We start from the raw sequence: 24,156 nt of genomic DNA, 5'->3' as shown, positions 1-24,156 counted from the left end.
TGGCCGCGGCCCCTCTTAGATAGGCGGACCCGGCCGCGGAACGGACGGGCCCGGTCTCCGAGAGGCGGGGCCGGTCTCAGAACGGGAGGCCCGGGATGCCGCTGCCGCCGCCACCGAGGCCCTGGGCCAGCGGGCCCAGCTTCTGCTGCTGGAGGTTCTGCGCGTTCTCGTTCGCCGCCTGGACCGCCGCGATGATCAGGTCCGCGAGGGTCTCGGTGTCGTCCGGGTCCACCGCCTTGGGGTCGATCTTCAGGGCCCGCAGCTCACCGGCGCCGGTCACGGTCGCCTTCACCAGGCCACCGCCCGCCTGACCGTCCACCTCGGTCTGTGCGAGTTCCTCCTGCGCGCGTGCCAGGTCCTGCTGCATCTTCTGCGCCTGCTGCAGCAGCTGCTGCATGTTCGGCTGGCCACCACCGGGGATCACGATTCAGCTCCTTGGTCCGTACGGTCGTCGGGCGGTCTTCCCGCTCGGCACGAGCCTACGTGCTCCGCGCAGGCATCGCCCCGGCACTCTTTCGAGTGGTTTGATCGCGAGGCCTATACCTGATCAAGGGCCTCTTCCGGGCGGAAAAGCCGTCAAAGCTCCCCCTTCGCCACCCATTGGGCGGTAGGAAGGGTCCCGGCACATCAGCATCAGGCGTCACGCAGGGTGACCGATCAGTTAGGGAGCGCCGGGTGGGTCAGCCGGAGATGCAGCCCGAGGGTCCGCCTCAGGACGGGCGGGGCGAGGGCGCGGCCGGGCTGCGGCCGGGCGATCTGACCGGGCGGGCCTTTCCGCTCGGGGACTGGGGCGAGCCCGCCGAGCGGCTGCACGAGCTGTACCGGTGGGTGGAGCGCGGGGCGCTGGAGACGGCGTCCTGGTATCTCGCGGACCGGGTGTGGAAGCGGCGGGGCGCGCGGGCGCTGCGGGCCGGGGCGGCGACGGGCGCGGTCACGGCCGCCGCGCTGCCGCTGCTCGACCTGACCGGCGCGCTCCCCGGAGCCGCCCCCTGGGGCTATCTCGCGCTGCTGCTCGCGGTGGCCTGCGTGGCCGCGGACCGGTTCTTCGGGCTGACGTCCGGCTGGATAAGGGACGTGGCGACCGCGCAGGCGGTGCAGCGCCGACTTCAGGCACTTCAGTTCGAGTGGGCCACGGAGAACGTGCGGGAGATGCTGGGCCCGGCGGACGGCACCGCGAGCGAGGCGGCGGAGCGGTGCCTGGGGGTGCTGCGGCGGTTCTCGGAGGACGTGACCGAGCTGGTGCGTACGGAGACCGCGGACTGGATGGTCGAGTTCCGCACCGGCACGGCCCCCATGGGCATCCAGTCGGCGGTCGCGGCCACGGCCCGCCCGGACGCCGGCGCCCCCCAGGGCCGCTTCCCCATGCCCCCGGGCCCGAACGCCCGCCCGAACATGCCGAGACAGCGACCGCCGGAGCCGAGGTGACCCACACGGTCGCCGCGTGGACACCGGCACGGTCACCGCACTGACAGCCAGCGGCACGCTCACCGCAGGAACAGCAGCTCCACCGCGACTGCGATGTCCACGACCGCGCACCACTCCGCGAACGTCGGCGCCACCACGCCCTTGAGCCTGGCCAGGCGCAGATGGGCCAGGTCCCACACACCGTGGCCGAACCAGCCCGCCGCCACCAGGTACCGCCCCAGGTCCGCGTCGACCACCAGTCCCGCCACGGCCAACGCCCCGAAGACGACCGCACCGGCCACCTGCACGCCCAGCACGGCCCCACCGTGCGGAGACCCGCGCAGCATGCCCCACAGCAGCACCCCCAGCGCTACGACGATCATGGCGCCGCCGGCCGGGACCGCGTCCTGCGCCCCGAGGCCGAACAGGAGCACCACGCCGGCGCCGAGCACGGGCCAGGTCAGGCGGGGTCGGCCGAGCTGGCTGATGACCACGTAGAGGAGGGGGAGCAGGGGGAGGGCGTCGGCGTAGCCGCTCACGGCGTCACCGAGGTCGTCACCGGAGCCGGCGGCGATCACGGCGGCGGCGAGGAGAAGGGCCAGGGCCGTGGGCCAGCGGCGGACGAGGTCGGACTTCATGACATCTCCGTTCCTGCGCGGATTCCCGGTCGCCCACCTGAGGGTCGATATACCGGGGAGGGGTATCTGGATTCCTCAGCCTGGCCCTCTCGCCGCACCCTCAGTAGTGCCGGACCCACACGTCCCCGAATGACATCTGTCATGCGGGACAAGGGTGTTCGGCACTGACCGGACAGTCCGTCCGCTGTCACAATGACCGCGTGGAGGACGGGCCGAGGGACCGCGCGGCGGGGCTGACGAGCTTCCGTCGCTACACCTGGTGGGCCGTGCCGGGCACCACCGTCGTACTGCTGGTGCTCACCTACGGCGCCTGGATCCTGGACGGCGACGTGCCTCTCTGGGCCCGTGCGCCGGCCGCCCCCGCGCTCGTCGTCGAGGTCGTGGCGACGGTCGTCCTGCTCGGCGATCTGCTGACCGTGGGTCCCGAGCTGCCCGCGCGGCCCCGCCGGGCATGGCTGCTCGCCGCGGGCTGCGCCGCCCTCGTCCTGGCCGTCCTCCCGCTGGCCCGGCACAACTACGGCCTGTGGGCGATCGCCCCCGCGGTCACGGTCGCCATCGCCGCGACGTATCTGCCCGTCCCCGCACGGCGGTTGCTCGTGGCCGGCGCCACGTCCGGCGCGCTCGTGCCCGGCGCGGCGGTGAGTCTGGCCGCGGGGGACGGGGAGTCGGTGCATGCGGCGCTGTTCCCGGCGGGGCTGGTCGTGTTCACCGTGTGGATGATGCTCGGGCCGCTGTGGGCGTGGGACGTGGCCGGGCGGCTGGACCGGGCGCGGCGGCTGGAGGCGGAGCTGGCGGTCAAGGACGAGCGGCTGCGGTTCGCCGGGGACCTGCACGACATCCAGGGACACCACCTCCAAGTGATCGCCCTCAAGGCGGAGTTGGCGTCCCGGCTCACCGGCACGGACCCGGCGCGCGCGTCCGCCGAGATGCAGGAGGTACGGCAGCTGTGCGCGGACGCGCTGCGGGACACGCGGGCCGTGGTGCAGGGGTACCGGCGTACGACGCTGGACGACGAGATCGCCAACGCCACCCGCGTGCTGACCGCGGCCGGCATCGACGCCCGCACGGACCAGGCACCCGGCGCCGAGGAACTGCCCGCCACCGCCCGCCACTTGCTCGGCCTGGTGATGCGCGAGGCCACCACGAACGTGCTGCGGCACAGCACCGCCCGGCACGCCGACGTCGACTATCGCGTCACCGACGGCAGCGCCCGGCTCCGGATCGGCAACGACGGAGCCGAGGAGGCCGGCGCGAGCTCCGACGGCACCGGCCTCACCACCCTCGCCGAACGACTGCGGGCGGCGGACGGCGAGTTGACGTGGGACCGGAACGGGGACCGCTTCACGGTGACGGCCACGCTGCCCGTGCAAGGGGACGGGCTGCGGAAGGACGGGCCGGGGCGGGACCGAACGGGAAAGGAGCGGCGGTGATCCGCGTGCTCATCGCCGATGACGAGGATCTGCTGCGCAGCGCGCTGGTCGCCTTGCTGGCCCTGGAGGACGACCTCGTCGTGGTCGCGGAGGCGGCCACCACCACCGACGCGGTGCGGCTGGCCCTGGAGACCCGCCCCGACATCGCCGTGCTCGATCTCGAAATGCCGCCCGCCGACGGCCTGTTCGCGGCCGGGGAGCTGCGGGCCGCCGGTCTGCCCACCCGGATCGTCCTGGTCACCCGGCATGCCAGACCCGCCGTGCTGCGCCGGGCGCTGGCCGCCGGGGTCAGCGGGTTCGTGCCCAAGACGACGTCCGCGGCGCGGCTCGCGGAGATCGTCCGGGACATCGCCGCGGGCCGCCGCTACGTCGATCCCGAGATCGCCGCGTCCGCCCTCACCGAGGACGACTGCCCGCTCAGCGAACGGGAGTTGGAGGTGCTGACCGCGGCCCGCACCGGAGCGTCGGTCGCCGAGATCGCCACCGTGGTGCACCTCGCGCCGGGCACGGTCCGCAACTACCTCTCCGCCGCCATGGCCAAGCTCAACGCCCCCACCCGGCACGCCGCCGCCCACCACGCCTGGCAGCAGGGCTGGATCTGACTCCGCCGCCTCGCAACGCCCGCCTCACGACTGCGGGTCGGGGAACGCCACCGGGCTGCGCAACCCCTGCCGGTTCACCGCCCGCACCCCGAAGAACACGTTGTCCTTCGACAGATCCACCTCGTACGTCGTCACGTCACCGGCGGGCAGCACATGCGTCCACTCCGGTGCCGTCGTCTCGCGCCAGACGACCTCGTAGCCGGCGAGGTCGGGTTCGGTGCCCCGACTCCACACCAGAGTCGTGGAGTTGGTGAGCGCGCTGGTGACGATCTTCGCGCCGCGCGGGGTGCCCGGCGCCTGCGCCAGGGTCCACAGGGCCGCGCCGTTGACCCGGGCCACCCGGCCGACGTAGCCGAAGTCGCAGAACTCGGGCAGGTCGCCGTACTGCTTGCCGGTCTCGTCGATGCGCACGTCCTGGTGCTGGTGGGCGTAGTCCTCGGCCGGTTCGGTGAAGCGGGCGGCCGGGTAGCCACGCTCCAGGAAGGGGATCTGGTCGCCGCCGCGGAGATAGCGGTCCCGGCGGTAGACGACACGGACGTGCATACCGGTGGCGTCGTTGTCGGCCACATCCCTGACGAACCGGGCGAGTTGACGGGTCGCGGAGTCGTTCTCGCCGCCCACCGAGCGGCGCAGCGCGGCCTGCGCGGCCGTCTCCGAGGAGGGCACACCCTCGGTGAACAGCCGAATCGCGTACGGGTCCTTCGTGCCGTCGTCGGCGGTCGGGCTGCCCACGATGTCGTTCGTGAACATGCCCTGCACATCGGTGCCGGCCGCCTTCAACTGCTGGGCCATGTACGCCGATCCGTACAGCCCCTGCTCCTCCCCCGCCACCGCCGCGAACACGATCGTCGCCGCCGGCCGGCGCCGGGCCATCACCCGGGCCAGCTCCAGGACCACGGCCACCCCGGAGGCGTCGTCGTCCGCGCCCGGCGCGTCGGAGGTGGCGTCCATGACGTCGGTGACGCGGGAGTCGTAGTGCCCGGAGACGACGTAGACGCGTTCGGGAGTCACCGAGCCGCGCAGGGTCGCGAGCACGTTCGTGATCTTCGTGGCGGTGGGGATGCGGGAGGCGGGTTCCTGGACGTACGACTGGAGTTCGGCCGTCATCCGGCCACCGGACGCGGCCGCGTAGGAGCGGAGTTCGGCGAGCAGCCAGTCGCGGGCCGCGCCGATCCCGCGGGCCGGGTCGTCCTGGACGGAGAGGGTGTGGCGGGTGCCGAAGGAGACGAGCTTGCGGACCGTCGCCTCGATGCGGGCCGGGTCGATCTCCCGCAGCAGGGCGCGGAGTTCACGGGTCGGGAGCTGTGCGGTGGCCGGCGGGCGGGTGTGCGCGGGGGCCGCCTCGGCCGCGGAGGCCGTGCCCAGCGTCGCCGCCGCGGTCGCCGCGGCGCTCGCCGCCGTGGCCGTCAGAACCGTTCTCCTGGTGGGGCTGGGACGCATGTGTCCTCCTGTGGCCGCGAATGCCTCCGGCCATCGTCATGGACACGCCAGCATGGGACAAGGGCGCCTACGGACCTGTCCTAGCCCTCCGCGCACAGTCGCACCACCGCCGCCGCCGAGCACGGCAGGTGGCCGTGGCCGCGGATGGCGTTCTCGCCGGTGGCTCCGGTGATGTAGGAGAGGAAGGCGGCGGCCAGGGAGCCGTCGCTCGGGCGGTCGTAGGTGTAGGCGTACTCCACGCCCCGGTAGGGGTAGTCGCTGCGGCCGAACTCGATGTCCGTGATGGAGGGCGCGGCGCCGTCGAGGGAGACCGTCCGTACGCCCTTGCGGCCGGTCGCGAGGGTGACCTCGCTGTAGCCGATCGCGCCAGGGATGGCGGCGACCTTGGCCAGCACGTCCTCCGTGGAGTCGAGTTCGCAGCGCATGATGGGCGCGGACGCGTCGTCCTTGTGGAGGCAGTCCAGGGAGGTGCTCGGCACCCGCTCCCAGGAATCGAGCACCCGGCTCTGGAAGATCTGCCGGGTCCCGGAGTCGGCGTTGCGGCTGACCAGGACGATGGGGCGGTCCGGCAGGGCGGGGTCGAGCTGCCGCCAGCGTGTCACCTCGCCGCGGTAGATGCGCCGCACGTCCTCCAGGGTGAGGCCCTTGGTCAGCCCGATGCCGTCGTTGACGACCAACGTGAAGGCGGACAGGGCGACTTCGCGGCTGACCAGCCGGTCGGACACACCGGCCGCGGGACCGTCGGAGAAGGCGATCACCGAGCGCGCGGCCTTCTTCGACGTGGCGCTCAGTTCGGCGAGCCCGTTGACACCGGCCGAACTGCCGCGCGAGTCCAGGGAGATGTCGGAGTCCGGGCACTTCTTCTCGTAGGAATTGGCCAGTTCCCGCACCACCGGCTCGAAGGCCGTCGAGCCGGTGATCCGCAGGGTGCCGGTCTCACAGCCGATCGGGGGCGGGTTGTCGTCGCGGACGACGACGATCGTGGCCAGGGTGAGCACACTGACGGTGAGCATGATGGAGATCAGCCGTGCGGCCCGGCTGAACAGCGGGGGCACCTCGTCCGGCGTGGCACTGCGGTTGGGGTGCACCTCGCCCTCGCGGATGCCGCCGAAGAGCCGGATCTCGCTGCCCACATCGCCGCCGGAGAGCAGCACGAGCAGTTTGAAGTGGTCGCCGTGGTTGAGCGGGACGCGCGGGATGCGCAGGGTGTTGCCGTCGTAGCCGAAGCCGCGGGCCGGGGTGAAGTGGTCCATCAGGTGGTCGGTGTCGGAGGGCTGGGTGACCGAGACCCCGCGGATGGTGCGGTCGGTGAACACCGCGGTCAGGCCGTGGACTTCGGGACTGGTGTAGTCGTCGCGGTCGATGCCCTGCGAGCCGTCGTTCTCGACGCGGATCAGCACGAGGGTGGCGTCGGTCATGCCGGGCGCCTCGTCGAAGAGGCCGAGCCGGACGTTGGCCCGGCCCAGGCGGACGTCGTCGCCTATCGGGTTGTCCATCTGGACGCGGTAGCCGATGCGTTTGCGGCGCGGGACCCGGCGTTCGTACCAGACCATGATCCCGGACGCGAATATGCCGAGCACCGCGGTGCCGACGGCCACGACGTTCTCTGCGCTCAGCCAGTCCACCGGCGTCACCGTACGGCTGTGAAGGCGCACGGTGCGTGTGCGGGAACCGAAGTTCGCCGTACGTTCAACTACCTCACAGGAAACGCCACTTCACAGCACGCCCAGCCGCACACCTCACGCCCGGCCGCAGACCGCACTCCCGGCCGCACACCTCACGCCCGGCCGCACCCCTCACTGCCTGCTGTACGTGAGCTTCTCCCCGTTGCTGGTGTTGACGCGTTCCAGGCTGCCGTCCGCGAGCAGGGTGATCTCGGTGGGGTCGCCCGGCGCGCAGTTGCCGGAATCGCCGGAGGTCACCGTGGACGGGCCGATGTCCAACGGGCCGTCGGCGGAGGGTTGTTGGGTCAGGGTCGCCGAGAAGACGCAGTGGTAGCTGCCGTTGCTGGTGGGGCCGTCGGCGATCAGGGACAGGACGGGGTCGCCGACCTCGCCCTGCCGGATGGTGAGCGTGCGGGTGTTCTCGCCGTCGGCGTTGGTGATCGTCGTCGTCCAGGTACCCAAGTACCCGGTGGGGACAGCGCCGTCGGCGGGCGTGGAGGCGGAGGCGGTCGGGGACGTGCTCGCCCGGGACGGGTCCGGACTAGTCGGCCCGGGTGCCTCGGACGCGCTGGTGCTCGGGGCGGCGGACGGCTTGCCGTCGGCCTTGTCTCCGCCGCCGTTCATGAGGGCGTAGACCGAGGCGCCGGCGCCCAGCGCGACGACCAGCGCGACCGCGACGAGCGCCGCCGTGGACCGCCCGTTGCGGCGCGGCGCCGGCTCGGCCGGCAGGAACGGCGTCGGCCCGAAGGGCGGGGTGGGCCCGCCGGGTCCGTACGGCGGGGTGGGGCCGTAGGGCGGGGTGCCGCCGAGAGCGCCCTGCTGGGGGTAGCCGTAGCCCGGAGGCTGCTGGGGATAGCCGTACGCCCCCGGCTGTTGCGGGTAGCCGTAGGCCCCGGGGTGCTGGGGATCGCCGTAGGCGGCGGGCTGTTGGGGGTGGCCCTGGGCCGGGGTGTGCGGGTGCGGCTGGGGGTGCCCGTATCCGGAGCCGGCGGGGGCGGACTGGGCAGCGCCGAAGGCACCGGCGGACGGGCCCGCGCCCGGCGCGGGGGTCGGGGGCCTGCCGTCGCCCTGCCCCACGGCCATGGTGGGCAGGTGGTTGAGCGACGGCCCGTTCCCCGGCTGTCCCGGCGGTGGCGGACCGTCGGGCGAACTACCCGACTGCGAACCGGAGTTGGCGGCGGAGTCGCCCACCGAGTCGGCGGCGGAGGCGTGTTCGGGCGAGGCCTCGGATGCGCCGGGGGCGTGCTCCGGCCCCGCGGGCGGGTACCCGGGCGGCCCGGACGGACGCTCCGGCGCCCCCGGCGGATACGCGGGCGGCTTCGGCGGACTCTCCGGCGCCGCCTTCTCCAGATCGGCCCCCGCGGGCCCCGTCGGGTTCTCCGCGTCCAGCAACCGGACGGCGTGCCGCCCGAGTTGGGCCACCAGTGCGCTCGGCAGCCACGGGTCGCGGGAGCGGCCGTCGGAGACGGTGTCCTCGGCGCCGGTGCGCTCCAGGATCCGCTCCAGCGAAGGCCGGGCGGCGGGGTCCTTCTTCAGACAGTCCCGTACGAGGTCGGCGATGCCCTCGGGCACACCCGTGAGGTCGGGTTCCTCCTGGGCGATCCGGAACATCAGCGCGTGCACACCGCTGCTCGTGCTGCCGAACGGCAGGTGCCCGGTGGCCGCGTACGCCAGCACCGAGCCGAGGCAGAAGACGTCGCACGCGGGCGTGATCCGGTCGCCGCGCACCTGCTCGGGCGCCATGAAGCCGGGCGACCCGACGAGCGCGCCGGTGCGGGTGAGCCCGGCCTCGGCCACGGTCTCCAGCGCCCGGGCGATCCCGAAGTCGATGACGCGCGGCCCGTCGATGGTCACCAGCACGTTGGAAGGCTTCAGGTCCCGGTGCACGATCCCGGCGGCGTGGATGTCCTGGAGCGCGTGCGCGAGCCCGGCGGCCAGGATCCGCACCGACCGCTCGGGCAGCGCCCCGTGATCGTGCCCGACGACCTGCTCAAGGCTGGGCCCGGCGACATATCCGGTGGCCACCCACGGCACGGCGGCCTCGGTGTCGGCGTCCAGCACGGGCGCCGTCCAGTACCCGCCGACCTGCCGCGCGGCCTGCACCTCCTGCCGGAACCGCGCCCGGAACTCCTCCTGTTCGGCCAACTCGCCCCGCACCAGCTTCACCGCGACGGTACGGCCGCGCTCCGAGCGCGCGAGATACACGTGCCCCATCCCGCCGGCCCCCAGCCGGGCGAGCAGTCGATACGCCCCGATCCGCTGTGGATCCCCGGCACCCAGTTCGTCCATCCGCGCGCCGCCTCCCCCGAAATACCCCATTACGCCCCTGTGCGACAGATCGAGAATAGTGCGGGCGCGGGGGGAGATGGCGGGAGCGGTGTCTACGGTTCCGTAACAGCGGGCGGTACAGGGGGCGGTGGAGCGGGGCGGTTCAGTGGAGCGGTTCGGCGGGGCGGTGGAGCGGAGCGGCTCAGCGGAGCGGTTCGGCGGAGCGGCTCAGCGGGGCGGTTCAGAATCCGATGGCCTCGCGGAGCAACAAGACGGTCCCGCGTCCGGGTTGGTGCTCCGCGTTGAGGACGAGCAGCCGGTTGACGGCACTGGGCCACCCGTACGCCGCCTCCGTACGCGCGCTCTCCAGCGGAAGGCAGTGCTCCTCGACGCGCCGCAGCGCGGTCTCCAGATCGGGTACGACCTTCTGCGCCCCGACGATCCAGATCGCCCGGGCGGCCCCGCCGGCGTAACCGGGCAGTTGGCTCCCGCTGCCCGAGGCGACCACGAGGGAGCCGGTCTCGGTGACCGCGGCGACACTGCCGACGATCACATCCGGACTGGCGATCAGCCGCCGGATGTCGTCGGCCTCGGTGGCCCGGTCCATGGCCAACACGCGTGGCCTGATGGCCTCGTACCGCCCACCGGCGTTGATGTCCTCGTCGATCCCGGACAGCCGAAGGCTCTCGCTGGCACCGGTGAACACGCGGGCGCCCTCCGGTATCAGCTCCTTGACCCGGCTCCGCGCGGCGGCGACGTCGTCGAGAACCTCCACGGCGAATCCGTGCGCGATGAGCGCGGCGGCCGCCCGCTCCAGTCGCCGGTCGGGCGCGGGGTCGGTGAACGATGTCGCGGATGTCTGGGTGGTCATGGCGTACGGGGCTCCCTGTTCGCTGGATCTGCAGATCTCGGGATCTGAGGATCCGGAGATCTGGACGACGCGTGTCCGTCTCACAGGTCCGACTCCGCAGCGCCCCGGAATGTGAGGTGACAGCCCAGCGGCTCCACGAGGACGCCCGCCCCATTGACCACTCCTTTCCCTCCCCCCGTCCGGAAATTGACCCGGACATGGCCTGTTCCTGGTTCCTGGTGCGGGGCCCAGCCAGAAGCATCTACGCGTGTAGTGCCGCCGCACGGCAGTTCCCGCAGACGCACATCCCGCAGACGCTTCGCCCCCGTTGACTCCGTCCCTCATCACCAGGAGCCCTTCCATGCCCGTCAGTCCCATGAACCGCCGGGAGTTCGTGAAGAAGTCGGCCGTCACCGGGGCGGCCGTCGCCGCCACCGGGGCCGTGGCCGCGGCGCCCGCCGAGGCGGCAGACCGCACGCCGCACAAGCCCCACAAGGCGCCGAAGACCTGGTCGTTCTCGATCCTGGGCACCACCGACCTGCACAGCCATGTCTTCGACTGGGACTACTACCTGGACAAGGCCTACTCGGACACCAAGGGCAACTCCGTCGGCGTCGCCCGGGTCGCGACCCTCGTCAAGCAGCAGCGCGAGGCGAAGGGCGAGGGCCATGTGCTGCTCGTCGACGCCGGTGACATCATCCAAGGCACCTCGCTGGCCTACTACTTCGCCCGCGTCGACCCGATCACCGGGACGGACGGCAAGCGGGGCCCGAAGCACCCGATGGCCACGGCCATGAACCACATGCGCTACGACGCCGCCGCCCTCGGCAACCACGAGTTCAACTACGGCATCGACGTGCTCCGCAAGTTCGAGAGCCAGTGCCGTTTCCCGCTGCTCGGCGCCAACGCGCTGGACGCCAAGACCCTGCGGCCCGCGTTCGCGCCGTACACGGTGAAGAAGATCCGTGTGCCCGGCGCCCCGGACATCAAGGTCGGCATCCTCGGCCTCACCAACCCGGGCATCGCGATCTGGGACAAGGACAACGTCAGCGGGAAGATGGTCTTCCCGGGGCTCGTGGAGCAGGCGAAGAAGTACGTGCCCCGGCTGCGCGCCCTCGGCTGTGACGTCGTCTTCCTCACCGACCACTCCGGCCTCGACGGTTCCTCGTCCTACGGCGACCAACTCCCGTACATCGAGAACGCGTCGAACCTCGTCGCCGAGCAGGTTCCCGGCATCGACGCGATCCTCGTCGGCCACACCCACGTCGAGGTGTCGTCGTACACCGTCAAGAACGAGAAGACCGGCGAGGACGTGCTCCTCTCCGAGCCGTACTGCTGGGGCTACCGGCTGAGCGTCTTCGACTTCGAGGTCGAGCTGCAGCACGGTCGTTGGAAGGTCACGAGCAAGACCGCGCAGACCCTCAACCCCAACACCGTGGACGAGGACCCGGAGATCCGCGAACTCCTCGAAGCCGACCACGAGTTGGTCGTGAAGTACGTCAACACGGCCGTCGGCACCTGTACCGAGGACCTCTCGGCGGCGGAGTCCTGCTGGAAGGACGTCCCGATCATGGACTTCATCCACGAGGTCCAGACGCAGACGGTGAAGGCGGGCCTGTCCACGGCGGACGCGGCCCTCCCGCTGATCTCGGTCGCCGCGCCCTTCTCCCGCACGGCCGACATCCCGGCCGGCAACGTCACCATCAAGGACATCGCCGGGCTCTACATCTACGACAACACCCTGTACGGCAAGAAGCTCACGGGCGCCCAGCTCAAGGACTACCTGGAGTACGCGGCCAAGTACTACCACCAGGTGCCGGCCGGCACGAAGGTGGACACGGCGACCCTCACGAACGCCAACAGCTTCTGGGACTACATGTACGACACGGCGGCCGGTGTCTCCTACGACATCGACATCGCCCAGGCGGAGGGCTCCCGCATCAAGAACCTGGCCTACAACGGCACGGCCGTCACCGACGACCAGGTCTTCGTCGTCGCCGTCAACAACTACCGCGCCAACGGCGGTTCGGGCTACCCGCACATCGCCGCCGCCGACATCGCGTACAGCTCCACCAACGAGATCCGCCAGCTGATGATCGACTACGTCGTCGGCAAGGGCGAGCTGAACCCGGCGGACTTCGCGGCGACCAACTGGAGGCTGACGCAGGCGGGAACCTCCGTCTTCTAGACCGTTCCCGACCTCGCCCCGCCCATCCGGCCGGTCCCGTCCGCTGTCTATCGGACGTTTACGGGTTCTCGGTATCCCTGGTCCCAGGAGTACGCATCCACCTCGGGGGGACCGATGAACGCGGACGGCTGGACACGGGAGTTGGGCAGACCGGGGAGCCTGCGGGAGCTGGGCGGAGTGCGGCTGTCCGCCGTGCGCTGCCCGGCGGTGGAGTTACGGGGCGCCGGGCCCGGCGACGGACGCGGCGCCCGGTACCACCTCGCCCTGCTGCTCGCCGGCGGGCTCGTGCTCGACCAGGAAGGCCGGCACGCCCGGGTCGACCGCGGGGACCTGGTGCTGCTCGACGGCGGCCGCCCCTTCCGGCTGACGCTCACCGCATCCCGGAACTCCGTCGTCACCGCCCATCTGTCCGCCGTACCGGGCGACCCGGCGCGCTGTGTGGCACGGGCGCTGACCGGACGGGAGGGGCCGGGCGCGCTGGTCGCCGGGTTCCTCACCGGTCTCGCCCGGGACACCACGCCGTACCGGCCGGCCGAGGAAGCGCGGCTGGGCACGGCGGTGACGGAGCTCGCCGGCGTCCTGCTGGAGCGGTGGACGGGCCCGGAGTGCGCCGAGCGGGCGGCCCTGTCGCTCTTCCCGGACATCCAGGCGTACGTCATGCGGCACCTCGGCGACAGCCGCCTCACGCCCGACGACGTGGCCGCCGCGCACCACATCTCCACCCGCTATCTGCACCGCCTCTTCCAGCGCCAGGGCCTCACCGTGGCCGCCTGGATCAAGGCGCAACGCCTGGAGAGGTGCTGGCGCGACCTGGCCGACCCGTCGCTCGGCCGACTGCCCGTCCACGTCATCGCGGCCCGCTGGGGATTTCCCCAGGCCGCCGATTTCAGCCGGGCGTTCCGCACCGCCTACGGCATCGCGCCGACGGCGTTCCGGGTGCGCTCGCTGCCAACAGACAGTGCGCGGAGCGCCAACGACAGTCGGCTCACGGCTCAGCATCCTCAGGGGTAGTCATCCACTACATCCTTGGGGGAGCCGTCATGGCTGAGAAGGAAGCGGCCGCCGCGGTCGCGGCGAGTGAGCAGAAGCCGGTGGAACCGCGCGGCGGCGCCGGGCTGTTCGACGTCGACCCGGACCAGGCCGGCGTGAGCCAGGACCCGAAGAAGGTCGTCAAGGGGGACATCTCCGTCTTCCCCGAGAACGCGGAGGTCTGACATGGGATCCGTCTCGGGGATGCTGGCGCAGATGCGCGCCCTGCTGGGCACCGGTGAGTACCCGCCGGGCTCGAACAACAACAAGATCACCGACTGGTACGGCTTCGACGACGCGTGGTGCGACATGACCGTCAGCTACGCCGCCGCCCACTCGGACAACCTCAGCGCGGTCTGCGGCAAGTTCGCGTACACGGTCGCGCACGCCAACGCCTTCAAGGCGAGGGGCCGTTGGCATTACGGGCTCGGCGGGATCCGCCCCGGAGACATCGTCTTCTTCGACTGGGACGGCAGCCGCACCATCGGCCGCATCGACCATGTCGGCGTCGTCGAGGCCGTGCACTCCAACGGCACCATCACCACGATCGAGGGCAACACCAGCGACCGCTGCCAGCGCCGCAGCCGCAACTCCGCCTGCGTGGTGGGCTACGGCCGCCCCGGCTACGGCGACGCGAGCCCGCTGCCCTCCACCGACGGCATCCTGCGCAAGGGCTCCAAGGGAGCCGCGGTCAAGACGCTCCAGAAGAACCTCAACACGGTCATGAAGTCCGGGCTGGTCGTCGACGGCGACTTCGGACCGGCCACCGACACGGCCGTGCGCGCCTTCCAGAAGAAGTACGGCCTGTCGGTCGACGGCCAGTACGGACCGGCGTCGGCCGCGGTGATGAAGTCCGCCCTCAAGGGCGGCACCAGGCCGACGCAGCCCGCCCCACGCCCGCCGACCGCCGGAAAGCTCACCGTCGACGGCGAGTTCGGCCCCGCCACCTGCGCGTCGATGCAGCGCGCCCTGAACAGGCACGGCACCAAACTCTCCGTCGACGGCTCCTTCGGACCGCTCACGAAGAAGGCCCTCCAGACCTATCTGAAGGTGACCGCGGACGGCTCGATCGGCCCCAACACGGTCAAGGCCCTCCAGAAGAAGGTCGGTTCGGGCGTGGACGGCCAGTGGGGCGCGGACACGACCCGGCATCTTCAGACGGTGCTGAACGCGGGCACGTTCTGAACGACGGTCCCTGAACGGCGGTTTCCGAACGGATCAGTTCCGGCTGCGGCACATCGGGGCAGCCTCTTGGACCCGGCAGTCCAAGAGGCTGCCCCGAACCGTTGGAGGCGTCGTGCCGTCCTGGTCCACCTTCGCGAAAGAAGCCCCCGCACTCGAAGCAGTCGCGCGTGAGCGGCTGCAGGCCCTGCTCATCGCCTATCTGGCGACCACCTCGCGCGCCGGTGCGCCGAGGGTGCACCCGGTGACGCCGATCCTCACGGACGACGGTCTCTACCTGTTCATGGAGCCCGACTCCCCCAAGGGCCACGACCTGCGCAGAGACGGCCGGTTCGCGCTGCACGCGCCGGTCGACGCGCCGATACCCACCGTCGCGCAGGTCTATTTCGCCGGGCGGGGCAAGGCAGTCGAGGACAGCGAGACCCGTGCGGCGGTGGGGTTAGCCGCCGACTATCCGGTGCTCGACCGTTTCGTGCTCTTCGAGTTGGAGGTCGAGACGGTGATGTGCACGAGGCCGGGGGTCGAGGACCCCTACGCGGTGACGCGGGAGTTCTGGCCGCCGCGGTGAGGTGAGGTGCCGCCCGTTGTCCTCAACTCCGGGGAGTGAAGGCGTCCGTGTGAGCCGATGCCCACTGCGCGAACGTCCGTGCCGGGCGGCCCAGGAGCTTCTCCACCGTCGGGAGGACCTCCGCTCCCCGGTCGCTGTTCAGGGTGCGGTGCATGATCGCGTCGACCACCTCGGGCGGGAAGCCGTAGCGAGACATGCCGGTGCGGGCCACGTCGTCCGGGAGGGGGTGCAGGCGCAGGGTGCGGCCCAGGGTCTCGCCGAGGATGTGGAGTTCCTCGGCGGGGGTCAGGGTCTGCGGGCCGCTCAACTCGTGGGTCGCGCCCGCGTGTTCGTCGGTCGTCAGGGCGAGGGCCGCGATCTCCGCCAGGTCGGCCGGATCGACGCTCGCCGCGGGGCGGTCGGCGAGGGGAGTGGACACCTCGTCGCCGGCGCGGAGTTGGGCCGCCCACTGGAGGGCGTTGGACATGAAGCGGCCGGGACGCAGAAGGGTCCACGCGAAGCCGTACGACGGGTCGGTGACCGCCGCCTCCGCCGCCGCGTGCCAGCGGGCGATCACGTCGGACCCGGCGCCGCCGTCCAGCACCGACAGCTTCACCACCCGGCGTACGCCCGCCCGGGCCGCCGCCTCGGCGAGCGCGCGGTCGTGGGTGGGACCGTCGGCCGCGCCGACGCCCTGCGCCGACATCAGGAAGGCCCCGGTCACGCCGGCGAACGCCGGCTCCAGGCTCGCCGGGTCGTCCGCGTCGCCGTACACCGCCGTCGCGCCCGCCGGCAGCCGCGCCTCGGCCGGGCGGCGCGTCATCGCCCGTACCGGCTCGCCCGCGGCCGTCAGCCGCCGTACCAGCTCGCTGCCCACATGGCCCGTCGCTCCGGTCACCAGGATCATCGCCGTCTCCTCTTCGCTCGCGCTTTTCTTCAGCGTGCTCGGGCCGGCAGGTGAGGTCATCGGCCAGCGGGAGGCATCCCGGGGTCTCCCGGCGCAGTACGGGAACGGACAAGATCGGCCAATACTTACATTTCAGGCATAGGCTGGAACCGTACGCGTGCGAGCGCCGGCAGAAGAAGGTGAGTGCTATGCGCGTGTTGTTGAAAGCCTCGCTCAACACCGAGAAAGCCAACGAGATCATCCGAAGCGGCAAGATGCCCCAGTTGATGCAGGAAGCCCTGGACAACATCAAGCCCGAGGCGGCCTACTTCACCGTCGACGGCGGTGTCCGTACGGCCTTCCTGTTCTTCGACATGCAGGACAGTTCGCAGATGCCCGCGCTCGGTGAGCCCTTCTTCCTGGACATGGACGCCAAGATCGAGTTGACGCCCGTGATGAACGGCGAGGACCTGCAGAAGGGCCTGTCCCAACTCCGTTAGCCGTCAGCTGAAGACGATCATCGACCCCTGCGCCAGACTCCGGGTCGCCGCCGCGTGCAGGCCGAGCCAGACATGGCGTTCCCGGGCGAAGGGGCTCGGGTCGTACGGAGGCGGTACGGCCGGCTCCTCCAACCCGGTGGGCGCACGCGGCGGTTCGGGGGGCGTCGGCGGGTTGGCGGGGTCGATGCCGATCGACGGGGCGACGAATTCCAGTTCGCGCAGCAGCGCCTGCGAGGAGCCCAGCGGGCCGCCGCCGGCGAGGAGTTCGTCGTTGGAGAGGGGATGGGGGAAGTCCACGGGGACGTACGCGCCCGCGTGGTCGTAGTGCCAGACCAGGTGCGACTGCTGGGCCGTCGTCTCGAACATCTCCAGCAACTGCTCGTAGTCGCCGCCGAGTTCGTCGACCGGCGTCACCGGCAGCTGGCACAGCTGCAACAGGTACACGCGGCGCAGGAAGTGCAGCGCGTCGTAGTCGAAGCCGGCCACCGGGGCGACGTCACCGGACAGGCCCGGCATGTACTGGTACACCGGGACCGGCGGGAGCCCGGCGTCGGCCAGCGCCTTGTTGAACTGCGCGAGTTCCTCGGCGAACGGATTGTCGGGGGTGTGGCACAACACGTCGACGAGTGGGACCAGCCACAGGTCACAGGCCAAAGGTCGCTCCTAGTGCGGATCGGTCAGTCAGGGAAGGGTAATCGGTGCGGGGCTCAGCCAGCCCCCTCCTGACTGTTCTTCCCTCTCCACTGGCCGGATCCCCTCCCAGGAGGTGTCGAGTCAGTCGTCGGCCAGGCGCTCGATGAGGGCGAGCGAGTGGGTGTTGTACGCGGCGACGATCTTGTGGGCCGTGCTGATGTCCAGCAGCGCCAGGGCGTCGACCAGATCGGTGTGCTCGGACCACAGCCGGCCGCGCAGCTCGGTCAGCCGGCGCAGGTGCTGCACCACGCACACCCAGGACTGGACCCGCAGCCGGTGCAGGAAGTCGGTCAGATACGGATTGCCGAAGAGGATGCCCAGCTCGCGCCAGAACCGCAGGTCGTAGCCGATCAGCACGGTGACGTCACCGGCGAGCGCGGACCGCTGCGCCTCCTCGCCGCGGCGGCGCACCCCGGCGAGGGCGAGCGCCCGGTGCGGATTGTCACCCGGGCGCATGAGCTCGTGGCCGGCGTGCAGGGCGTGGAACATACCGTCGGTGACCAGGCTGCGGGCCTCGACGATGCCCCGGTAGTCGGCGAAGGAGTACTCGTGGACGTGGAAGCCGCGGTGCTGGTCCGCGTCCAGGAGCCCCTGCGCGGACAGGTCGACCAGCGCCTCGCGCACCGGCGTCGCGGAGACGCCGTACTGCTCGGCGATCTCCTTGACCGTGAACTCCTGACCCGGCTGCAGCCGTCCCGCCAGCACCTCGTCGCGAAGCGCGTCGGCGATCTGCTGTCGCAGTGTGCTGCGGGTGACGGCGCCGCTGCTGCCGGGCATGTGTCGGACGTCTCCTCGTCGCGTCGGATGGCGTGCTCGTACACATCTCTACGAGCAAGCCACCCTACGCGTTCGGATTCTCCGTGTTGACCCGCGTAACAGCGCACGATCGGAGTCGCGGCCGATGCGTGCGCCGTGACTACTTTGTGTACTCGTCCGCCACGCCGAGCGCCGCGTCCAGCGCCGCGAAGCCCTCCTTCAGCTCGGCCTCGGTCACGTTGCACGGCGGCACGACATGGGTGCGGTTCATGTTGATGAACGGCCAGATGCCGTGCTTCTTGGCGGCGGCCCCGAAGGCGGCCATCGGCGCGTTCGCCTCACCGGCCGCGTTGTACGGCACCAGCGGCTCGCGCGTCTCGCGGTCCTTGACCAGCTCCAGCGCCCAGAACATGCCGGTGCCGCGCACCTCGCCGACGCTGGGGTGCCGCTCGGCCAGCCCGCGCAGGGCCGGCTCGACGACCGTCGTACCCAGGGTCTTGGCGTTCTCGACGACGCCCTCCTCCGCCATGACATTGATCGTCGCGACGGCGGCGGCGCAGGCCAGCGGATGCCCGGAGTACGTCAGACCGCCCGGGTAGGGCCGCTTGGCGAAGGTCTCGGCGATCGCGCCGGAGATGGCGACCCCGCCCAGCGGCACATAACCGCTGTTCACGCCCTTGGCGAAGGTCAGCAGGTCGGGCGTGACGTCGAACAGGTCGGCCGCGAACCACTCGCCGGTACGCCCGAACCCGGCCATCACCTCGTCGAGTACAAAGACGATCCCGTGGCGGTCGCAGATCTCGCGAACGCCCGCGAGATAGCCCGGCGGGGGCACCATGATCCCGGCCGTGCCCGGAATGGTCTCCAGGACGATCGCGGCGACGGTGGCGGGCCCCTCGAAGGCGATCGTCGTCTCCAGGTGCTCAAGCGCCCGCGCGCACTCCTGCTCCTCGCTCTCCGCGTAGAAGCGGGAGCGGTAGAGGAAGGGCGCCCAGAAGTGCACGACACCGGCGGCGGCCCCGTCGGAGGCCCAGCGCCGGGGATCACCGGTGAGGTTGATCGCCTGCTGCGTACCACCGTGGTACGAGCGGTACGCGGAGAGCACCTTCGGCCGCCCGGTGTGCAGCCGGGCCATGCGCGTCGCGTGCTCGATGGCGTCGGCGCCACCGTTGGTGAAGAAGATCTTGTCCAGGTCCCCCGGCGTCCGCTCGGCGATCAGCCGGGCCGCCTCGGAGCGGGCCTCGATCGCGAAGGCGGGCGCGAAGGTGGACAGGGTCGCGGCCTGTTCCTGGATCGCGGCAACGACCTTCGGGTGCTGGTAGCCGATGTTCGTGTAGACGAGCCCGCTGGTGAAGTCCAGATACCGGTGGCCGTCGTAGTCCCAGAAGTACGACCCCTCCGCGCCGGCCACGGCGAGCGGGTCGATGAGCTCCTGCGCGGACCAGGAGTGGAACACATGCGCACGGTCCGCGGCCTTCACGGCGGCGCCGACCTCGGGATCTGTCTGAGGGGTCATGCGGGTGAGCGTAAATGTCCGCGATACGGAAGCGACATCGGCGTCCTGTCTGCGGTCGCGGGGTTTCCACGACAGGTTGTCCACCGGGCCGCCCGCCGGTCGTCCAGCGGTTGTCCGGAAACCTGAACGACAGTATGCTGTCAAAAAAGCAGCATCCTGTCATAGCCGCTGGAGGAGCCATGAGCAGCACCCGCAAGCCCGTGCACCTCGCCGTGTACGACACCCTCGCCGACTGGGAGACGGGCCACGCGACCGCCCATCTCGCCCGCGCCGGATACGCGATCAGGACGGTCGGGCCGTCCCGCGCGCCGGTGGTGAGCATCGGCGGCCTGCGGATCCAGCCCGACCTGGCCCTGGCCGACGTACGGCCCGAGGACAGCTCGCTGCTGATCCTGCCGGGCGCCGACCGGTGGGACACGACGGACGACCTCGCCCCCTTCGCCCGCACGGCCCGCGAGTTCCTGGCGGCCGGCGTGCCCGTCGCCGCGATCTGCGGCGCCACCGCCGGGCTCGCCCGCGAGGGGCTGCTCGACGACCGCGACCACACCGGCGCGGTCTCCTTCTACCTCGCCGCCACCGGATACGCGGGCGGCGGACGGTACGTCGACACCGACGCCGTCACCGACGGACCGCTGATCACCGCCGGCCCCACCGAGCCCGTCGCCTTCGCGCGCGAGATCCTGCGGCTGCTCGGGGTGTACGAGGGTGAGGTGCTCGACGCCTGGTACCGGCTGTTCCACGACTCCGACGCCGAGGCGTACGCCGTACTGGAGAAGGCCGCGGCACGGTGAGCCGGGAGCGTCAGGAGCTGCTCAGCCGCAGCGCCCTCGGGGTCTTCCGGCTGAACGGCCAGTTCCTCGCCGTGGCCGAGGAGTTGGCCAAGCCCGCCGGGCTCACCGCGGCCTGGTGGCAGGTGCTCGGCGCGGTGCTGGGCGAGCCGTTGCCGGTCGCCGGGATCGCCCGCGCGATGGGCATCACCCGGCAGAGCGTCCAGCGCATCGCCGACCTGCTGGTCGAGCGCGGCCTCGCCGAGTACCGGCCCAACCCCGCCCACCGCCGCGCCAAGCTCCTCGCGCCGACGGACGAGGGGCGCGCCGCGATCACGCGGATCGACCCGGGCCACGCCGCCTTCGCCGACCGGCTCGCGCGGGCCTTCGGAGAGGCCGAACTCGCCGTCGCCGTCGAGGTGCTGGAACGGCTGACGAAGGTGCTGGACGAGGTCGGACCGCCGACGCGGGTGCCGTAGCGGAGCGAAGGGCGCCCCGGCGGCGAAGTCACCACCGGAACGCCCGCTCGCCTGCCGTGCCGCTCTACAGGAACGAGTTGACCTCGATCGTCTCGGTGCGGCCCGGGCCCACACCGATCGCCGAGATCGGCGCGCCGGACATCTCCTCCAGCGCCTTCACGTACGCCTGCGCGTTCTTGGGGAGGTCGGCGAAGGTCTTGGCCTTCGTGATGTCCTCGCTCCAGCCCGGCAGGTTCTCGTAGATCGGCTTCGCGTGGTGGAAGTCGGTCTGGGAGTACGGGAGTTCCTCGACGCGCTTGCCGTCGATCTCGTACGCCACGCAGACCGGGATCTCCTCCCAGCCGGTGAGGACGTCGAGCTTGGTGAGGAAGAAGTCGGTCAGGCCGTTCACGCGAGTCGCGTAGCGGGCGATGACCGCGTCGAACCAGCCGCAGCGCCGGTCACGGCCCGTCGTCACGCCCCGCTCGCCGCCGATGCGGCGCAGCGCCTCGCCGTCCTCGTCGAACAGCTCGGTCGGGAACGGGCCCGAGCCGACGCGGGTGGTGTACGCCTTGAGGATGCCGATGACCCGGCTGATCTTCGTCGGGCCCACGCCGGCGCCCGTGCAGGCGCCGCCCGCGGTCGGGTTCGAGGAGGTGACGAAGGGGTACGTGCCGTGGTCGATGTCCAGGAGCGTGCCCTGACCGCCCTCGAAGAGGACGACCTTGTCCTGCTCCAGGGCCTGGTTGAGCACCAGGACCGTGTCGGCGACGTACGGCTTCAGGCGGTCCGCGTAGCCCAGCAGCTCCTCGACGACCTGGCCGACCTCGATGGCGCGGCGGTTGAAGACCTTGGTGAGGAGCTGGTTCTTGCCGTCGAGGGCCGCCTCGACCTTCTGGGTGAGGATCGACTCGTCGTAGAGGTCCTGGACCCGGATGCCGACGCGGTTGATCTTGTCCGCGTAGGTCGGGCCGATGCCGCGGCCGGTGGTGCCGATCTTCCGCTTCCCGAGGAAGCGTTCCGTCACCTTGTCCACCGTCACGTTGTACGGCGTGATGATGTGCGCGTTTCCGCTGATGAGGAGCTTGGAGGTGTCGACGCCGCGGTCGTTCAGTCCGTTCAGCTCGGAGAACAGGACCGACGGGTCGACGACGACTCCGTTGCCGATGACAGGAGTACATCCGGGCGACAGAATTCCGGAAGGGAGCAGGTGCAGGGCGTACTTCTGATCGCCCACGACTACCGTGTGGCCGGCGTTGTTGCCGCCTTGGTAGCGCACCACGTAGTCGACGGATCCGCCGAGCAGGTCCGTCGCCTTCCCCTTGCCTTCGTCACCCCACTGAGCACCGAGCAGCACAAGTGCGGGCACGCGCGTACACCCCTTCCGGGCGGGGCATGTCCAAGGTCAGGGGCGCACGCGTACGGTTCACCGCCGTGTGCGCCGCGACCGTCTTCGGCCGCGCGTTGCCGGACCCGGGTGCCCCGGAATAGACCAAGCCCCTGGCGCAATAGCGCAAGGGGCTCTTGCACAAAGATGCTACCCGAGGAAGCGAGGCAGGACCGAGGTGGCGACTTCCGCGACTTCCGAACAGCTGCTTGTGGTGATCGATCCGGTCGCCCGGCGGACGGACGGGGAGTCGGTACGCATCGCGAAGGACGTGCTCAGCGCGGGTGCCACCACGAAGGTGTGCCTGCCCGAGGGACCGGAGGAATTCGCCCGGGCACTGGCCCGGCGGGGCGCGCGGCGGCCGGTGGTGATCGGCGACGACCGGGCCCTGATCCGCGCGGTGGCCCTGCTGCACCGGCAGCGGGAGCTGGCCGGATGTGTGCTGTCGGTGGTGCCGGTGGGCAGCACGCTGTCCCTGGCGGGGGCGCTGGGGGTGCCCACGGGGGCGGTGGCTGCGGCGCGGGCCGTGCTCGACGGGGTCGCGCGGCGGATGGATCTGCTGGTGGACGACAGTGACGGGGTGGTGCTCGGTGCGCTGCGGATCCCGCCGGTGTCTCTGCGGGAGGCTTCGCTGGAGGAGCCGGTGCCGTCGGCGCCGGGAGGTGGGGCCGGGCATGCGTCGTGGTTGCGGACGTGCCAGTCCCTTGTACGGACGCTGGTGCCGGCCCGGCCGGCCCGTGACTCCCGCGATCCGCTCGACGTGCTGCCCCGGCCTCGGCCTGCGCGGCTGCGGATCGAGGTCGACGGGGTGATGCTGGTGGATCTCGATCAGCCGGTGGAGGGGATCTCGGTGACTCCGTGTGCGTCCGGTCTGGCCGAGGTGGAGGTGCGGCCGGTGTCGGTGGGGGCGGAGGCGTCCGCGGTGGTGGCTCGGGGGCGGCGGGTGACGGTGTCGGGGGCGGATTTTCGGTATCGGGCGGATGCGGTGGTGGCGGGGCCGGTGCGGACTCGGACGTGGGTGGTTCGGGAGGGGGCTTGGGGGCTTACGTTGCCGGCTTGAGGTTTTTCGCCCCCGCCGCCCCTACCCGTCCCGTCACCAAGGGGCGCTGCCCCCTTCGACCCCCGTTTCCGGGGGCCAGCCCCCGGGCCCCCGCTCCTCAAACGCCGGAGGGGCTGGATTGTGCGGGGCTGGATTTTCCGAGTCGTCCTTCAGTGCCACCCCCGTCGATCCCAACTCCCTTGCCCTGTCCATCAATCCCGCCAGCTTCCCGGCCGCTACCTCGTACGTCAGGCCCAGCGGAGGTCTGATGTTGGACAGGCAGTTTCTGTCCGCGTCCGTTGTCACTCCCGGGGTCGGGTGGTACGTCAGGTACGCGCCTAGTGAATCCGCCGCTGACATGCCGGGGCGTTCGCCGATCAGGACGATCACCGTTTTCGCGCCCATTGCCGAGGCGATGTCGTCGCCCAGGGCCACTCGGGACTGTTCGGCCAGTACCACCGGGGCGATTCGCCATGACCCCAGCCGCGCCACCGTCTCCCTGACCATCGCCGCCGCGTGGTCGTGGACCGCTCGGCTGGAGAGGCCGTCCGCGATCACGAAGACCGCGTCCCAGTCGCCGGCGGGGAGGTGGGCGCGGTCGGTGGGGTGCAACCGGCGGCCCAGGTCGGGGCGTTGGAGGTAGGTCAGCCGGTCGGCGGCCGCGCTGCGCACCCGTACCGTCGGCATCCCCGCCAGTCCCGCGGCGACCTGGTCCGGGTCGAACGGCGAGTGCACCGCGTCCCGGGCGGCGGCGTGCGCGGTCTGCAGCTCCAGGCGGTGTCGGGTGGGGAGGGCGGTGCCGGCCCTGCCCAGGCCGATGCGGGCCTGGGTGCGCAGGCGCAGGGATGCCCACAAGTCGCCTGTTTGCAGGGGCAGTTGGTCGGTCGTTCTGTCGGTCACTTGGTCCGTCAT

Annotated in this window: 24 protein-coding genes; 12 read left to right on the top strand and 12 right to left on the bottom strand. The window is 71.4% G+C overall.

Annotation, left to right across the window (positions count from 1 at the left end):
* Positions 1–76 precede the first annotated feature (76 nt).
* The gene (locus ACWDR3_RS05125) at positions 77–424 is read right to left on the bottom strand and encodes a YbaB/EbfC family nucleoid-associated protein (RefSeq protein WP_402357362.1); all 348 of its coding nucleotides are present in this window, start codon (positions 422–424) and stop codon (positions 77–79) included.
* Between the two features lie 251 nt (positions 425–675).
* Here ACWDR3_RS05125 and ACWDR3_RS05120 point away from each other — a divergent pair, with 251 nt between their 5' ends.
* On the top strand, positions 676–1,425 hold the full coding sequence (locus ACWDR3_RS05120; protein WP_450350900.1) for an SLATT domain-containing protein: 750 nt from the start codon (positions 676–678) through the stop codon (positions 1,423–1,425).
* A gap of 59 nt (positions 1,426–1,484) precedes the next feature.
* Here the strand turns inward: ACWDR3_RS05120 and ACWDR3_RS05115 are convergent, their stop codons facing one another.
* The gene (locus ACWDR3_RS05115; protein ID WP_450350899.1) at positions 1,485–2,042 is read right to left on the bottom strand and encodes a hypothetical protein; all 558 of its coding nucleotides are present in this window, start codon (positions 2,040–2,042) and stop codon (positions 1,485–1,487) included.
* A gap of 200 nt (positions 2,043–2,242) precedes the next feature.
* Here ACWDR3_RS05115 and ACWDR3_RS05110 point away from each other — a divergent pair, with 200 nt between their 5' ends.
* Together ACWDR3_RS05110 and ACWDR3_RS05105 are read left to right on the top strand one after the other, a co-directional pair.
* Positions 2,243–3,472, top strand: a complete 1,230-nt coding sequence (locus tag ACWDR3_RS05110) for a sensor histidine kinase (RefSeq protein WP_450350898.1) — start codon at positions 2,243–2,245, stop codon at positions 3,470–3,472.
* Positions 3,469–4,074 (top strand): response regulator transcription factor, encoded by a 606-nt coding sequence (locus ACWDR3_RS05105; RefSeq protein WP_450350897.1) that lies wholly within the window; start codon positions 3,469–3,471, stop codon positions 4,072–4,074. Before ACWDR3_RS05110 ends, ACWDR3_RS05105 begins: the two co-directional genes overlap by 4 nt.
* A gap of 24 nt (positions 4,075–4,098) precedes the next feature.
* Here ACWDR3_RS05105 and ACWDR3_RS05100 read toward each other — a convergent pair whose 3' ends face one another.
* From ACWDR3_RS05100 to ACWDR3_RS05085, 4 genes are all read right to left on the bottom strand, one after another.
* Positions 4,099–5,514, bottom strand: coding sequence for a M20/M25/M40 family metallo-hydrolase (locus tag ACWDR3_RS05100; RefSeq protein ID WP_450350896.1), 1,416 nt, complete (start codon positions 5,512–5,514; stop codon positions 4,099–4,101).
* 80 nt (positions 5,515–5,594) lie between these two features.
* Positions 5,595–7,139: a PstS family phosphate ABC transporter substrate-binding protein gene (locus ACWDR3_RS05095; protein ID WP_450350895.1), complete on the bottom strand. Its 1,545-nt coding sequence runs from the start codon at positions 7,137–7,139 to the stop codon at positions 5,595–5,597.
* Between the two features lie 171 nt (positions 7,140–7,310).
* Entirely contained in the window at positions 7,311–9,467 is a 2,157-nt protein-coding gene (locus ACWDR3_RS05090; protein ID WP_450350893.1) for a protein kinase domain-containing protein, read from the bottom strand.
* A gap of 220 nt (positions 9,468–9,687) precedes the next feature.
* The gene (locus ACWDR3_RS05085; RefSeq protein ID WP_450350892.1) at positions 9,688–10,317 is read right to left on the bottom strand and encodes an LUD domain-containing protein; all 630 of its coding nucleotides are present in this window, start codon (positions 10,315–10,317) and stop codon (positions 9,688–9,690) included.
* A 340-nt stretch (positions 10,318–10,657) separates the two neighbouring features.
* Here ACWDR3_RS05085 and ACWDR3_RS05080 point away from each other — a divergent pair, with 340 nt between their 5' ends.
* The 5 genes from ACWDR3_RS05080 (at position 10,658) to ACWDR3_RS05060 (ending at position 15,263) form a co-directional block, all read left to right on the top strand.
* Positions 10,658–12,484, top strand: coding sequence for a bifunctional metallophosphatase/5'-nucleotidase (locus ACWDR3_RS05080; RefSeq protein WP_450350891.1), 1,827 nt, complete (start codon positions 10,658–10,660; stop codon positions 12,482–12,484).
* A 114-nt stretch (positions 12,485–12,598) separates the two neighbouring features.
* Positions 12,599–13,495 carry a helix-turn-helix domain-containing protein gene (locus tag ACWDR3_RS05075; protein ID WP_450350889.1) on the top strand — a complete coding sequence of 299 codons (897 nt, stop codon included), beginning with the start codon at positions 12,599–12,601 and terminating at the stop codon, positions 13,493–13,495.
* A 29-nt stretch (positions 13,496–13,524) separates the two neighbouring features.
* Complete coding sequence (locus ACWDR3_RS05070) at positions 13,525–13,698, top strand: hypothetical protein (protein ID WP_450350887.1); 174 nt, start codon at positions 13,525–13,527, stop codon at positions 13,696–13,698.
* 1 nt (position 13,699) lies between these two features.
* Positions 13,700–14,698, top strand: a complete 999-nt coding sequence (locus ACWDR3_RS05065; RefSeq protein WP_450350886.1) for a peptidoglycan-binding protein — start codon at positions 13,700–13,702, stop codon at positions 14,696–14,698.
* A gap of 112 nt (positions 14,699–14,810) precedes the next feature.
* Positions 14,811–15,263 carry a pyridoxamine 5'-phosphate oxidase family protein gene (locus ACWDR3_RS05060; RefSeq protein ID WP_450350884.1) on the top strand — a complete coding sequence of 151 codons (453 nt, stop codon included), beginning with the start codon at positions 14,811–14,813 and terminating at the stop codon, positions 15,261–15,263.
* 22 nt (positions 15,264–15,285) lie between these two features.
* Here ACWDR3_RS05060 and ACWDR3_RS05055 read toward each other — a convergent pair whose 3' ends face one another.
* On the bottom strand, positions 15,286–16,149 hold the full coding sequence (locus tag ACWDR3_RS05055) for an NmrA family NAD(P)-binding protein (protein ID WP_450350882.1): 864 nt from the start codon (positions 16,147–16,149) through the stop codon (positions 15,286–15,288).
* Between the two features lie 188 nt (positions 16,150–16,337).
* Here ACWDR3_RS05055 and ACWDR3_RS05050 point away from each other — a divergent pair, with 188 nt between their 5' ends.
* The gene (locus tag ACWDR3_RS05050) at positions 16,338–16,628 is read left to right on the top strand and encodes a hypothetical protein (RefSeq protein ID WP_401719233.1); all 291 of its coding nucleotides are present in this window, start codon (positions 16,338–16,340) and stop codon (positions 16,626–16,628) included.
* 3 nt (positions 16,629–16,631) lie between these two features.
* Here the strand turns inward: ACWDR3_RS05050 and ACWDR3_RS05045 are convergent, their stop codons facing one another.
* The 3 genes from ACWDR3_RS05045 to ACWDR3_RS05035 all read right to left on the bottom strand — a co-directional run bounded on the left by ACWDR3_RS05045 (position 16,632) and on the right by ACWDR3_RS05035 (position 19,593).
* The gene (locus ACWDR3_RS05045) at positions 16,632–17,282 is read right to left on the bottom strand and encodes a hypothetical protein (RefSeq protein ID WP_450350880.1); all 651 of its coding nucleotides are present in this window, start codon (positions 17,280–17,282) and stop codon (positions 16,632–16,634) included.
* A gap of 120 nt (positions 17,283–17,402) precedes the next feature.
* Entirely contained in the window at positions 17,403–18,098 is a 696-nt protein-coding gene (locus ACWDR3_RS05040; RefSeq protein ID WP_450350879.1) for a GntR family transcriptional regulator, read from the bottom strand.
* 139 nt (positions 18,099–18,237) lie between these two features.
* Entirely contained in the window at positions 18,238–19,593 is a 1,356-nt protein-coding gene (locus tag ACWDR3_RS05035; protein ID WP_450350878.1) for an aminotransferase class III-fold pyridoxal phosphate-dependent enzyme, read from the bottom strand.
* Positions 19,594–19,772: 179 nt separating this feature from the next.
* Between ACWDR3_RS05035 and ACWDR3_RS05030 the strand changes: the two genes are divergently transcribed.
* A complete protein-coding gene (locus ACWDR3_RS05030) occupies positions 19,773–20,384 on the top strand; it encodes a type 1 glutamine amidotransferase family protein (RefSeq protein ID WP_450350877.1) in 612 nt (203 codons plus the stop codon).
* Entirely contained in the window at positions 20,381–20,839 is a 459-nt protein-coding gene (locus ACWDR3_RS05025) for a MarR family winged helix-turn-helix transcriptional regulator (protein ID WP_450350876.1), read from the top strand. Before ACWDR3_RS05030 ends, ACWDR3_RS05025 begins: the two co-directional genes overlap by 4 nt.
* Before the next feature lie 64 nt (positions 20,840–20,903).
* Here the strand turns inward: ACWDR3_RS05025 and ACWDR3_RS05020 are convergent, their stop codons facing one another.
* Positions 20,904–22,187 (bottom strand): adenylosuccinate synthase, encoded by a 1,284-nt coding sequence (locus ACWDR3_RS05020; protein WP_450350875.1) that lies wholly within the window; start codon positions 22,185–22,187, stop codon positions 20,904–20,906.
* Positions 22,188–22,383: 196 nt separating this feature from the next.
* Between ACWDR3_RS05020 and ACWDR3_RS05015 the strand changes: the two genes are divergently transcribed.
* Complete coding sequence (locus tag ACWDR3_RS05015) at positions 22,384–23,265, top strand: diacylglycerol kinase family protein (RefSeq protein ID WP_450350874.1); 882 nt, start codon at positions 22,384–22,386, stop codon at positions 23,263–23,265.
* Positions 23,266–23,298: 33 nt separating this feature from the next.
* Here ACWDR3_RS05015 and eutC read toward each other — a convergent pair whose 3' ends face one another.
* Positions 23,299–24,156: an ethanolamine ammonia-lyase subunit EutC gene (eutC, locus tag ACWDR3_RS05010; protein WP_450351028.1), complete on the bottom strand. Its 858-nt coding sequence runs from the start codon at positions 24,154–24,156 to the stop codon at positions 23,299–23,301.

The sequence above is a fragment of the Streptomyces sp. NPDC001002 genome (assembly GCF_053599215.1).
Note: the sequence above shows the minus strand (reverse complement) of the source record. Positions and strands in the feature narration are given on the sequence as shown.